Source organism: Gluconacetobacter sp. (genome assembly GCF_047721585.1).
Classification (GTDB): Bacteria; Pseudomonadota; Alphaproteobacteria; order Acetobacterales; family Acetobacteraceae; genus Gluconacetobacter; species Gluconacetobacter dulcium.
In genome coordinates this window covers 23,994-37,119 of sequence record NZ_JBDNXE010000029.1, presented here as the reverse complement: position 1 = coordinate 37,119, position 13,126 = coordinate 23,994, and the positions used below count along the sequence as shown (strand labels likewise).

Genomic DNA, 13,126 nt, shown 5'->3' with positions numbered 1-13,126 from the left:
CGGGCTGGCATATCGAATGCTCGGCCATGTCGCACCGCTATCTGGGCGAGAGCTTCGACATCCACGGCGGCGGCAGCGACCTGCTGTTCCCGCACCATGAAAACGAACGGGCACAAAGCCAGTGCTGCTTCCCGCACAGCCGCTTCGCGAACCACTGGGTGCATAACGCGATGCTGCTGGTGAATGGCGAGAAGATGTCCAAATCGCTGGGCAACTTCCTGACCATCCGCGACATCCTGTCCGACACCCCCGCCGAGGCGCTGCGCCTCCTGCTGCTGCATGCCCAGTACCATTCGGTGCTGAACTTCACCCGCACCGGGCTGGACGAGGCAAAACAGACGCTGAACCGCTTCTACCGCGCCATCGGCGACCTCCCGCCCGACGAAACCGATCCGGTGCCGGCCGAGGTCCTGGCCGCGATGTGCGACGATCTCAACACGCCGCGCGCCCTGGCCGAGATGCACGCCCTCGCCGATCGCGCCCTGGCCGGCGACCGCGACGCCGCACGCGGCCTGCGCGCATCCGGCCGCCTGCTGGGCCTGCTGGGCCAGTCGGCCGATGCCTGGTTCCGCGCCGGCGCCAGCGTCGACGAAGCAGAAATCGAAACCCTGATCGCCGAGCGTCTCGCCGCCCGCAAATCCCGCGACTTCGCGCGGGCCGATGCCATCCGCGACGACCTCGCGGCACGCGGCATCCTGCTGGAAGACGGCCCCACCGGCACCACCTGGAGGCGCGCATGACCGGCCGCGACGGCGGGGCCGATATCGGCCCGATCGGCAACAGCCCGGTCGTGATCCTGGTGCGCCCGCAGATGGCCGAAAATATCGGCACCACGGCACGCGCCATGGCCAATGGCGGCCTGTTCCACCTGCGGCTGGTCGCCCCGCGCGACGGCTGGCCGCTGGAACGCGCCTGGCGCGCGGCCTCCGGCGCCGACCGGATTCTCGACGCCGCAACGGTGCATGAAACAGTCGATGACGCGGTGGCCGACCTGCACCACGTCCTCGCGACCTGCCCCCGCCCGCGCCACATCGTCAAGACGGTGCTGACCGCCCGAGGCGGCGCCGCCGAACTGCGGCAGATGAGCAGCCGTGGCCTGCGCACCGGCCTGATGTTCGGCCCGGAGCGCGCCGGGCTGGACAACGAGGACATGGCCCGCGCCGACGCGCTGATCCGCTACCCGCTGAACCCGGCCTTCATGTCGCTGAACCTGGCGCAGGCGGTCATGATCATGGCCTATGAATGGTGGATGGCCGAAGACACCACCCCGCCGCGCACGTTGATGACCAATGAAACCCACGTCGCCACCAAGGGCGAACTGGACAATTTCATGCGTAATCTCGTCGGCCAGCTCGATGAATGCGGCTTCCTGCGCAACGAGCAGAAGCGCCCCGGCATGGTCCGCAACCTGCGCCATTTCTTCACCCGTGGCGAAGTCACGGAACAGGAACTCCGCACCCTGCACGGCGTGGTGACCGAACTGGCCCGTGGCCGCAAGGCGCGGGGAACCGGCGGCGAAGGCTGAAGCACGCCGGCCCCGCGCCTTTAACCTGGCATCCGCCAGAGCTTCTGATAGCCGGAATACAGCACCTCGGCACGGATGTTGTGCAGGAACTGATCCACAATCAGCCCTTTCCCACCCGGCCCGAGCGGCGGAACATTGAAATCATCCACGGAGATCAGCGTCCCCGGCCCGATGAGCGAACGCACAGCCATGATTTCCAGCGCATGATGCACGGCGCTGGGCATGGGGTCTTTCATATCGAGATCGAAGCTGTCGAGATAAATCAGCGCCGCCGGCCCCGTCATGCGGGCGCTCAACATATCGAGCGCCGAGACGGAATCATTCAGGATCGTCTGCGTCACCCCGCTACAGGCACGCCGGGCGCTATCGATGCTGTCCGGATTGATATCGATCGTGATGACGGAGCCATTCTTCTCGCGTGCGTACCAGTCGAACTGGAACGTGCTCTGCCCGTCGCCTTCCCAATTGTTCGGCACCCGCAGACATCCCGTCTCGATGATGAGCGGATCGCGATGACGGTCGAGGTGCTCGAACATCAATGCGAAACTATCCGCCCGCTTGCCCAGGCGGGACCGCATGAATGTCTCGAATCCTTCTCGAAATCCGCACGCCCGCGCCTCATCGGGCAGGCCGACATAAGCGTAATCCGCCTCCAAGCGGCCTGATTTCATGATATCGAGGGTCGTCCCCAGCTTGCGCAATGCCTCCACCGACGGACTGGCCCCGATCTCGCGGGCGACCGCTTCAAGCTTCTCAGGCGCCTCCAGCAGGCGTACGACCAGATCTTCCGCCTTATCGCCACTGATCCTGTTCAGGAGCGCAAGCAGGATCTCTTCCCTTCGACGGCTCCGCCTGCTCCGATTTGCGGTTCCCGCTTTTTCTGTCGTGGTCGCTGCTGTCGTCATCACGCGCCTCCGGGGATGCCTGGTCACATTGTCCGAGGGCAGCGCGCTCTTGCGCATCGCTGCCGGAAGCCGAGCATCTTGTGTCAAAGCGCCCCGGAACGCAAAATGGCGTCTCGATTAGGACTTTTCCGATAACCGCCGTCAGCGTGCGGCAATACGCAGCCGTTCCGCCACGCGCGCGTGGCCCATCAACGGCAGCAGGTCGCGCATTTCCGGCCCCTTCTCCTCACCCGTCAAGGCGACGCGCAGCGGGTGGAACAACCCCTTGCCGCTACGCCCCGTCGCGGCACGGATCGCATCGGTCCAACTCTTCCAGGTCTCGGAATCCCACGGATCGTCCGGCAGAAGCGACAGCGCCTGAAGCAGATAGCCGCCCTCCTCCTCGTCCTGCACCGGCGGCACGATCGTGCCACCGACCACATCCCACCAGTGCCGCAGTTCCGACAGCAGGTCGACATTGCCGCGCACGGCCAGCCAGAACGCTTCGGTCGCCCCTTCCGGCAGCAGGTCGCGCATGTCGGCGAACGGCTTCTGGTGCATCACCTTGCGGTTCAGCGCCATCAACTGCCGCATGTCGAACCGCGCGGCCGAACGCGAGACACGGCGGACATCATAGGTGGCCGCCAGTTCCGCGAAGGACAATGGCGCCGGATCGTCCGAACTGCCCAGCCGCGCCAGATACGAGACGACGGCCCCCGGATCGATCCCGTCCTGCCGCAGGGCACGCAGCGACAGCCCGTCGAAGCGCTTGGACAGCTTTCCCCCCGCCTCGTCCAGCAGCAGCGGCAGATGCGCGAAGGTAAAGCGCCCCGGCCGCGCACCCAGCGCCTCGGCAATGTCGATCTGCACGCCGGTATTGGTCAGATGGTCCTCGCCACGCAGAATATGCGTAACCCCGGTTTCCAGGTCGTCCACCACCGATGCCAGCGTATACAGCACCGTGCCGTCGGCCCGCACCAGCACAGGATCGGAAATGGAGGGCAGCTTGACCTGCGAACGCCCCATGACCAGGTCGTCCCACGCCACGATCCCGTCGGACAGACGGAAGCGCCAGTACGGCACCTTGCCGTTCGCCTCGGCCTGGGCGCGCTGCTCGGCCGTCATGCGCAGCATGGCGCGGTCATAGACCGGCGGCTTGCGCATGCGGATGCGCGCCTCGCGCTTGGCGGCCAGTTCCTGCTCGCTCTCGAAGCACGGATACAGGCGGCCGCTATCCTTCAGCGTCTCGATCGCCGCCGCATAGCGGTCCAGACGATCCGACTGGCGGAACGTCTCGTCCCAGCCGATCCCGAGCCATGTCAGGTCGGTGCGCAGCGCATCGGCATACTCCTCGCGCGAACGCTCGCGGTCGGTATCGTCGATGCGGAGCTGGAACGTGGCGCCATGGCGGCGCGCATACAGGGCGTTGGCAATCGCCTGGCGGGCGTTGCCGACATGGATCAAGCCCGTCGGGCTGGGCGCAAAGCGGAGTTTCATGCCGCCTATATGCGTCGGACGCGCCGGAAAGACCAGCCGGAACGCCCGCCGGCCCGGCCGTTATTCTTCGATATCGTCCTCATCATCCTCGACCAGCCGGCGCGGGTCCAGCGCCCGCCAGTCCCGCTCCATCGACGTGGCGGGATTGGCCGTGAAATCGTCCAGTTCGTTCGCCGAACGCCAGGCCTCGTCACCCGCGTCCTGGATTTCGGCATCCTCGCCGAACGTCAGCCACGATTGCAGCACCTCGCGCGGCGCGGCACCGGGCACCCGGCAACGCTCGATGCTGTCGCGCACATAGGCCCGCGCAAACGCATTGGCATGGGACAGATCGACGAAACCGCCGATTTCCTCGACGATTCCCTCTTCGGCGCCGCCCGACAGATCCATGATCCGGACGCGCCAGCCCGACTCGTCCGCCGTGGATTCGGAAATGGGAGGAGTATCGGTCAAATGCGCAATTCCCTGTCATGATGCCCGCAGGGCCATGCCCCGACGGCGGAATGGGATCAAGTGCCGGCGGCAGCCCGATCGCCCGCGCGACGCAGCAGAAACTCACGGCCGACCTTCACGCGGGGTTCGCCGTCATACGACACGATGTCGGCGGTCGCATAGGTTTCCGACCAGCGATCGGGAATGAACGAGCCGGTTCCCACCACGTCGATCGGCGCATGCGCATCGGCCATCGCCAGGCATTTCTCGACGTTGAACCCCGACGAGACGATAATCCGCACCTTCGGGAACCCGGCCTCGTCCAATACTTCGCGCATGCGCCAGATCGCGGCGGCCGAAACACCGGTCCCGACCAGATTCCGCAATTCGGTCTCGGACCGATAGCGCCGGATGGTGCCGGGGGTATTCCGCTCCAGCGCGGCATAGGATTTCTGGGGGTCCAGCCCCTCCAGAAACCGCCCGCCATGGGTATCCAGCCGCACCGCCAGCCGCCCCGCCGCCGCCAGTTCGGGAAAGGCACGGCACACCGCCAGCCCGTCCGTGACCTCGTGCCCGAAATAATCGGTCAGCACCACGAGGTCGGATTCGGGAAACGCCTCATGGAACATCTCGGCGGCACGCAGCGTCGAGCCCGCATAGCCGATCAGGGCATGCGGCATGGTGCCCAGCCCGGCCGACTGGCCGAAAAAGCCCGCCGTGGCATCGTTCGCACCACCGACAAAGCCCAGCGCACCCTCGCTCCGGGCCGCGAGACTGCCGATCGAGGCCGCATAGGCCATCTGTTCCTGCATCTCGAAGCCGGCGCAATGCCGGGCCTCCATGGCGAGAAAGCGCACTTTCGGCAGCGCCATCGCCATCTGGTAGGCATTCAGCGCCGCCACGCAGGGCGGCCCGAGCTTCTGCAACAGCAGAGTCTCCAGGTCGGCCAGCGCCGCGAACGAGCCGGTGATGTAAACCAGCGGCTCCCCCGCCCCGACCCACGCGCCCTCGGCAAACATCACCTCATGCGTCAGGGATATCCCCCTTTCGCGGGCCACGTTGTCCAGCCATTCGGTCATCAGCCGCGTCGCGGAGAGGACCGGCCGGCGGACGAACAGGGCATAGGTCACCCGCCGATCGCCGAAGCGGGTGACGATGTCGCGCGTCCGGTTGAAATAGGCATCAGTCCGCGCCCGGATGGTCGCATCATCCAGCGCCTGAGATGGACCGAATGCCGTAGGTGACTGGACTGCCGACATCGTTCCTCCGATGTTTTTTCCGTTACGCGGCCTCCGTGCCCGTCTTGCCCGACCCGCCACGCAGGCGCGCCGTCAGTTCCTCGGCCAGCAGGAATGCCATCTCCAGCGACTGCTCGGCATTCAGCCTCGGGTCGCAGAAGGTCTCATACCGTTCACCAAGATCGGCTTCCGTCAAGCGGTGAGCACCGCCCACGCACTCCGTCACGTTCTGCCCGGTCATCTCCACATGCACCCCGCCAGGGTGGGCGTTTTCCGCCTGAAACACGTCGAAAAACCCGCGAATCTCGCTCAGAATCGCCTCGAACGACCGGGTCTTGATCTTGTTGACGGTCGAGATCGTGTTGCCATGCATCGGATCGCACAACCATGTGACCGTGCGGCCCGAGGCCACGACCTTGCGCAGCAGCGCCGGCAGATGCCGCGTCACGCCCTCGGCCCCCATGCGCGAGATCAGCGAGATCCGGCCCGGCTCGTCCTTCGGGTTCAGGATCTCCAGCAGGCGCTCCAGATCCTCGATCGTCGTTGTCGGTCCCACCTTGATGCCGATCGGGTTGCGCACGCCACGCAGGAACTCGACATGCGCGCCATCCGGCTGGCGGGTCCGATCACCGATCCAGACGAAATGGGCCGAGCAGTCGTACCATTCCCCCGTCGTGGAATCGATGCGCGTCAAAGCCTGTTCATAAGGCAGCAGCAGCGCCTCGTGCGAGGTATAGAACTCGGTCTCGTCCAACTGCCGGCTGGTGGCACCGGTCACGCCGCAGGCGGCCATGAAAGCCAGCGTCTCGTCGATCCGCTCGGCCAGCACGCCATAACGCTTGGCCAGCGGCGAACGCTCGACGAAGCCCAGGTTCCAGCGATGCACCTCATGCAGGTTGGCATAGCCGCCGCCGGCAAACGCCCGCAGCAGGTTCATCACCCCGGCCGACTGGAAATAGCCGGTTTCCATGCGCACCGGGTCGGGAATCCGCGCCTCGGGCGTGAAGGCCGCACCGTTGATGATGTCACCGCGATAGGACGGCAGGCTCACGCCATCCACCGTCTCGCTATCCGACGAACGGGGCTTGGCGTACTGGCCGGCCATGCGGCCGATCTTCACCACCGGCACCTTGGCGCCGAAGGTCAGCACCACCGACATCTGCAACAGCACGCGGAACGTGTCGCGGACGATATCGGCGGTAAACTCGCTGAAGCTCTCGGCGCATGCGCCGCCCTGCAACACGAAGGCCTTGCCCTGCGACGCGGCGGCCAGGCTGGCCTTCAGGCGCCGCGCTTCGCCGGCAAAGACCAGCGGCGGATATCGGCGCAGCCGGTCCTCGACCGCCTGAAGCACGGTCGCGTCGGGATATGACGGAACCTGACGGATGGGAAACGACCGCCAGCTTTCCGGCGTCCAGGCCTGCCGGGAAGATTTGTCGTGGCTGTGCGTCGCACTCATGGTCGGTTCCTAAAATTCCTCTGATCGTCCGGTCGCGACATCCCAGCGATGCGCGCCGCCATCTCCCCCAGCCCGCGCCCCGATGGCCGGCCTTGCAACGGGGGAGCCTTTATGTCGAAAATCGCCTCTCAACGCAAAGAGGATCATCGTCTCGCAGGCGCCGGACGACATATTCGTACGCCCGCATGGCCGATGCACCGCTTTCCCCGCCTGCCTGCCATGTTTTCCGGGCGTGCAACGGCCCGCCGCAATCGGCTAGACCGGCTGGAACAGGGACAGGTCGCTATCATATGCCACGGATCGCCCCGCAAGGCCCCCCTCCCGCCCACCTGCGGCATGGAAGGGGTCTTAACGGCCCAAGGCACACATGACATGGTGTGTCCCATATGAAATGGAAGGATTTCCCATGCCGGCCACATTCCGCACCAGCCTGCTTCCGCTTCTGGCCGGCTTCTGCCTGCTTGCCGTCCCCGCGCTCGCAGCACCTGGCGACACGCAGCAGCATCCGCAGAACCAGGACGGGGTCGAAGCCCAGCGCGGCGAAGACCTGACCGTCAAAGGCCGTCGCAGCCTGCCCCCCGGCTATCAGGACGCACCGTCGATGGACATGACCCACGGGCCGGACCCGGATCACGAAGCCAACGTGCATCGCGACGCGGTCACCGGCACCGACCTGTCACGCTTCGGCAGCGCCTATCAGAGCAGCAGCCCCTACGGTCAGGGCCAGCTCGGCGACGCCACAGGCAATGGCTGGGTCACGCCGCGCTAAGTCATCCGCCAGGAAAACGCGCGCCGCCCGATCCGGCGCGCGTCCGGAACGGACAACATCGCACAGTTCAGTCGCTGGACCGCTCCGTGACCCGCGTGCGCGTCCGCATGGTCACGAACTCCTCGGCCGATGTCGGATGAATGCCGACCGTGCGGTCGAAATCCTGCTTGGTCAGCCCCGCCGTCACGGCAATGGCCAGCCCCTGCATCATCTCCGGCGCATCGTCACCCAGCATGTGCGCGCCGACGACCTTCTGGCTCGCCTGATCCACCACCAGCTTCATCACCGTCTTGCGCGTGCGGCCACTGAGCGTGTGACGCATCGGCGTAAAGCGCGCCAGATAGATATCGACATTGCCCTCGCGCGCGGCCTCGCTCTCGGTCAGGCCGACACTGGCCAGTGGCGGCGAGAAGAACACGGCCTTGGGCGTCGTCTCCAGCGACCATTCGCGCGGATGTCCGTGACCGAACAGACGATCGGCCAGACTATGCCCCTCGGCAATGGCAACCGGCGTCAGGTTCATCCGGTTCGTCACGTCACCGATGGCGAAGATGCCCGGCACGTTGGTCTCGCCCATGGCATCGACGACGATCCGGCCACCCGCCGTCACCGACACACCGGCATGGTTCAGCCCCAGCGCATCCACATTCGGATTGCGCCCGGTGGCGAAGAACACGCAATCGGTCTCGATCTTCGCGCCATTATCCAGTTCGACCGTGTAGTGGCGGCCATGGGCACGGATCGCAACCGGCGACCGCCCCGCATGCTGCCGGATGCCCCTGCTCTCAATGGCCTCGTGCAGCGCCGTGCGCAGATCATGGTCGAACCCGCGCAGCGGCAGATGCTGGCGATAGACCAGATCGACCTCCGACCCCAGTCCCTGGAAAATGCCGGCGAATTCCACGCCGATATAACCGCCGCCGACCATGCACACCCGCTTCGGCCGCGCGTCGAGATGAAACGCCTGGTCCGAGGAAATCGCATGCTCGATTCCCGGAATCTCGGGCAGATCCGGCCGCGACCCGGTCGCGATCACGATCCGCGCCGCCGTCACGCGCCGCACCGGCGCGTCGGGCGCCAACGCGCCCGGCCCGATCACGATGGTATGCGCGTCCTCGAACCGGGCGGTGCCGGTAAACAGCCTCACCCCGGATTTTTCCAGCATCGAGACATAGATGCCGTTCAGGCGCGTAATCTCATGGTCCTTGGCGGCGATCAGCGCCGCCCAGTCATGATGGCCGGGGGCGACCTCCCAGCCAAACCCATGGCTGTCACGGGCCAGATCGCCATATTCGGCGGCCTGGACCATCAGCTTCTTGGGCACGCACCCCAGATTGACGCAGGTGCCGCCCCAATGCCGGTTTTCGGCGACGGCCACGCGGGCACCGTGCGCGGCGGCGATGCGCGCGCAACGCACACCGCCCGACCCCGCACCGATGACGAACAGGTCGAAATCATACGTCATGTCGGATTCCCGATCAGCGTTCGGCGAACGCCTTTTCGACCACATAGGCACCGGGCTTCGAATTGTTGCCCTCGTCGAAGCCGCGGGATTCCAGCAGTGCTTCGGTGTCGGCCAGCATTTCGGGCGAACCGCAGATCATCACGCGGTCATGCTCGGGGTCCAGTTCCGGAATATTCAGATCGGTGAAGATCTTGCCGGACTCGATCAGCTTGGTGATGCGGTCAGTCACCGCGAATTCCTCGCGCGTCACCGCCGGATAGTACAGCAGCTTGCCCGACACATCCTCGCCCAGGAATTCATGCTGCGGCAGTTCGTGGCGGATATGGTTGGCATAGGCCAGTTCGCCGGAGATCCGCACCGTATGGCTCAGGATCACCTTGTCGAACCGCTCATAGACCGCCGGGTCCTTGATCAGGCTCATGAACGGCGCCAGCCCGGTACCCGTCGAGAGGAAATACAGGTTGCGGCCGGGGCGCAGATTGTCCAGCAGCAGCGTGCCGGTGGGCTTGCGGCCGATCAGCACCTTGTCGCCCGGCTTGACGTGCCGCAGGCGCGAGGTCAGCGGGCCGTCGGGCACGGCGATGGAGAGGAATTCGAGCTGTTCCTCGTAATTCGCGCTCGCGATCGAATAGGCGCGCAGCAGCGGCTTGCCCTCGACCTCGATGCCGATCATCGCGAACTGCCCGTTCTCGAACCGCAGCGCGGCATCGCGGGTGGTGGTGAAGCTGAACAGACGATCGGTCCAGTGATGGACGGTCAGGACCGTCTCGGCATTCAGATGGCCGTAGGTCTTGGTCGGCTCGGCCAGATGATACACGCCAGCCTCACCCGGAACGGGTTCCAGACCGCTCGGCACGGCCTCCGCAGGCAGGGTCCCAACAGGCATGGTCCCAACAGGCATGGTCAACGTATCGGACATGAGATCAGAACTCTCCGTCATGACAGGAACTCATAGGCCACGACCCGCGGCATGCGCCCCGTTCGTGCAGGAGGGAGAGATGTTTAAGCACCCTACGCCCCCGATGCCAGCACAAAACCGCGATCGGAGGGTTGAGACACGGGCAGATCTGCCCCACGCACAACCGTTGTGAGATGACGCGCAATGGCGCACAAACCGGATATGACATCCAATTCCCCCGCCGTCAGCGCCGTCGCCGCCGCCATTGCCGAAACCGGCCTGACCGTCGAAACCCGCGAACTGCCCAAACTGGAACGCACGATCGCCCGCGCCCTGACACCGGGGCAGGATCGCGTCGACGATGCAACTTTCCGCGCGGCGCTGTGTACCGTACGCCGCAAGCCGTGGGGCTCGCGCCTGATGGACCTCACCCGCCGGGCAGGTCAGGTGTGGGTCACGCGCGCGGATACCGAAGCCGCCGCCGCCACGATCGACGACCCCGAACCCGATGATGCCCGGCTGCTCGATGCGCTGTCCGCCGTCATCCGCGCGCGCCTGCGCGCCACCGCCCCCACCCCCGAGGCGGCGGTCGAAACCATCCGCGCCGACCTGTTCGACGGCACCGGCCGCGTCCTGACCCCCGCCGAGACCGAAACCCTGTCCCGCGCGGTGGCCGAAGCCTTCGCGCTGGACCCGCGCTCGGGCTTCGTCGAGGGCATGCGGCGCGACGCCGACATCAGGCGGCAGGAACAGGAGGCCATCGAACAGGCCGCCCGCACCCGCCGCACCGAGGAAGAACGCCGGCTACAGGAATGGGAAGCCAGCCTGGTCGGCTTCTCCGAGGTCCCCCGCCTGCTGCGCTGCTCGGGCAAGGAAGCCCTGCGCTGGATCGCCGAAAACCGCCTGCCCGTCGCCCGCCGCGTGCCGCAGCCGGACGGCACGGAGCACTGGGAATTCGACCCCAGGGAACTGGTGGCCCTGCGCAAGCACCTGCCGGAATGGCGCGGCGGCGCCCCCACCACCCCCGCCCTGGTTCCCGACGCCGGCACCCGCAAGGTCGGCAACGCCGTCATCGCCCGCGTCGCGGCACTCGATCGCTACGCCGCACATTTCAAGACCGCACGCGCATTGAAGCGCCGGATCACACTCGTCACCGGCCCGACCAACAGCGGCAAGTCCCACACGGCGCTGGAAGCCCTGGCACGGGCCGAAAGCGGCATGGCCCTGGCCCCCCTGCGCCTGCTGGCCCACGAATTCCGCGAAGCCCTGACCGCGCGCGGCGTCCCCACCTCGCTGGCAACGGGCGAAGAGCGGATCGAAATCCCCGGCAGCCGCCACCTCGCCGCCACGGTCGAGATGTGCCCGCTGCACAACCCCGTCGATGTCGCCATCATCGACGAAGCCCAGATGCTGTCGGACCCCGATCGCGGCGCGGCCTGGACGGCGGCGATCATGGGCGCCCCCGCGCGGCACCTCTACGTACTGGGCGCCCCTGACTGCGTGCCGATGGTCCGCCGCATCGCCGAACTCTGCGGCGACCCGCTGGATGAAGTCCGACTGGAACGCAAAGGCCCGCTGGTCACCGCCAGCGAAGCGGTCCAGATCAAGGACCTGAAACCGCACGACGCGCTGATCGCCTTCTCGCGGCGCGAGGTGCTGGACCTGCGCGCCCTGCTGGTCGCGCGCGGCCGCAAGGTCGCCGTGGTCTACGGCGCCCTCAGCCCCGAGGTCCGCCGGGCCGAAGCCCAGCGATTCAACGACGGCGCCGCCGATATCCTGATCGCCACCGACGCCATCGGCATGGGCCTGAACCTGACGATCCGGCGCGTGATCTTCACCGCCCTGCGCAAGTTCGACGGCACCCAGACCCGCGACCTGAACGCACAGGAAGTCAAACAGATCGGCGGCCGCGCCGGCCGCTACGGCAAGCACGAACAGGGAATCGTGGCGGTGCTGGCCGGCGCCGGCAGCGCCGCGTTCGTGCGCACCATGCTCGCCGCGCCACCGGCCGAACCCACCGACCTGCGCCCGCAGGTCCAGCCCGATTCCGACATCATCCAGGCGGTGGCGGCCGAAATCGGCTCGGAGAGTCTGTTCGGCGTGCTGTCGCGCATCCGCCGCGCCGTGCTGCGCCATGACGACCCGAACTACCGCCTGGCCAACATGGAACAGGCCTTCGCCATCGCCACCGCATTGGAAGGCGTCACCGGCCTGACGCTGGCCCAGCGCTGGGTCTATGCGATGTGCCCGGTGGACGACCGCGACAACGGCATCCAGCGCCTCGTCCAGTGGGCCGCCGATCACGCCGCCGACCGTCCGGTCATTCCCCCCGGCACCGGCCGCCTCCCCCCCGCCGAACGCGCCGATCGCGTCGAGCTGGAACGCGCGGAAAAACGCCACAAGCGCCTGGTCGCCTGGCGCTGGCTGGCCCTGCGCTTCCCCGACGCCTACCGCGCGAGCGAAGACGCCGAAGACGCCACCGCCCGCCTCAACGACTGGATCGAAGACGTTCTGCGCCAGCAGAGCAGCCGCGCCCGCGCGGACGAAGCCGGGCGGGGACGCCCGGTATCGAAACACCCCGGTCATGGACCTCGCAGCCAATCCGGCGACGGCAGATCCAGCGATCACCCCCCTGGTCCGAACGCCTACAAGCGGACAGACAGACCGCGCGGCAAGAGCCTCCGGACGCGCTGATCGCCGAACGACACGACGTCGTCTGACCGGCTCCATCGTCCCGAACCGCCTGGCCCGCGGTCGCGCCCGTTCCAAGACCCGAATCCCTTGAAACGCGACCCGACCGTTTCCGTTCCCTGAAAATGAGAATGATTATGAAAATCTATTGCAAAACATTGCCGCACATGAAATTAATATTAAGTCGCATCTGCATGGAACGAAACAAGTGTCTTATCGTGAGCGCATCAGACAAAAAGGCGGGAAGAATCCTCACTCCCGGCGAGTA

The 13,126-nt window shown here is 66.4% G+C and carries 11 protein-coding genes; 4 read left to right on the top strand and 7 right to left on the bottom strand.

Annotated features, from left to right (window positions below):
- Positions 1-740: DALR domain-containing protein (locus ABF821_RS07680; protein ID WP_415529598.1), on the top strand; the 740-nt coding region annotated here is incomplete at its 5' end.
- Positions 737-1,525: an RNA methyltransferase gene (locus ABF821_RS07675; RefSeq protein WP_182973000.1), complete on the top strand. Its 789-nt coding sequence runs from the start codon at positions 737-739 to the stop codon at positions 1,523-1,525. The genes ABF821_RS07680 and ABF821_RS07675, both read left to right, overlap by 4 nt.
- Before the next feature lie 20 nt (positions 1,526-1,545).
- Here the strand turns inward: ABF821_RS07675 and ABF821_RS07670 are convergent, their stop codons facing one another.
- The 5 genes from ABF821_RS07670 to ABF821_RS07650 all read right to left on the bottom strand — a co-directional run bounded on the left by ABF821_RS07670 (position 1,546) and on the right by ABF821_RS07650 (position 7,035).
- On the bottom strand, positions 1,546-2,430 hold the full coding sequence (locus ABF821_RS07670; protein ID WP_415529597.1) for a hypothetical protein: 885 nt from the start codon (positions 2,428-2,430) through the stop codon (positions 1,546-1,548).
- Positions 2,431-2,571: 141 nt separating this feature from the next.
- Positions 2,572-3,906 (bottom strand): glutamate--tRNA ligase, encoded by a 1,335-nt coding sequence (gene gltX / locus ABF821_RS07665; RefSeq protein WP_182972998.1) that lies wholly within the window; start codon positions 3,904-3,906, stop codon positions 2,572-2,574.
- Positions 3,907-3,966: 60 nt separating this feature from the next.
- A complete protein-coding gene (locus ABF821_RS07660; RefSeq protein WP_220791690.1) occupies positions 3,967-4,296 on the bottom strand; it encodes a hypothetical protein in 330 nt (109 codons plus the stop codon).
- Positions 4,297-4,415: 119 nt separating this feature from the next.
- Positions 4,416-5,597, bottom strand: coding sequence for a nicotinate phosphoribosyltransferase (locus tag ABF821_RS07655; RefSeq protein ID WP_415529596.1), 1,182 nt, complete (start codon positions 5,595-5,597; stop codon positions 4,416-4,418).
- Positions 5,598-5,619: 22 nt separating this feature from the next.
- Positions 5,620-7,035, bottom strand: a complete 1,416-nt coding sequence (locus ABF821_RS07650) for a class II 3-deoxy-7-phosphoheptulonate synthase (RefSeq protein WP_182972996.1) — start codon at positions 7,033-7,035, stop codon at positions 5,620-5,622.
- A 406-nt stretch (positions 7,036-7,441) separates the two neighbouring features.
- Here ABF821_RS07650 and ABF821_RS07645 point away from each other — a divergent pair, with 406 nt between their 5' ends.
- Positions 7,442-7,804: a hypothetical protein gene (locus tag ABF821_RS07645; RefSeq protein WP_182972995.1), complete on the top strand. Its 363-nt coding sequence runs from the start codon at positions 7,442-7,444 to the stop codon at positions 7,802-7,804.
- Between the two features lie 67 nt (positions 7,805-7,871).
- Here ABF821_RS07645 and gorA read toward each other — a convergent pair whose 3' ends face one another.
- Complete coding sequence (gene gorA, locus ABF821_RS07640; protein ID WP_415529595.1) at positions 7,872-9,269, bottom strand: glutathione-disulfide reductase; 1,398 nt, start codon at positions 9,267-9,269, stop codon at positions 7,872-7,874.
- 13 nt (positions 9,270-9,282) lie between these two features.
- The gene (locus tag ABF821_RS07635; protein ID WP_415529594.1) at positions 9,283-10,188 is read right to left on the bottom strand and encodes a ferredoxin--NADP reductase; all 906 of its coding nucleotides are present in this window, start codon (positions 10,186-10,188) and stop codon (positions 9,283-9,285) included.
- 201 nt (positions 10,189-10,389) lie between these two features.
- Between ABF821_RS07635 and ABF821_RS07630 the strand changes: the two genes are divergently transcribed.
- Positions 10,390-12,861, top strand: coding sequence for a helicase-related protein (locus tag ABF821_RS07630; RefSeq protein WP_415529593.1), 2,472 nt, complete (start codon positions 10,390-10,392; stop codon positions 12,859-12,861).
- Positions 12,862-13,126: the final 265 nt, after the last annotated feature.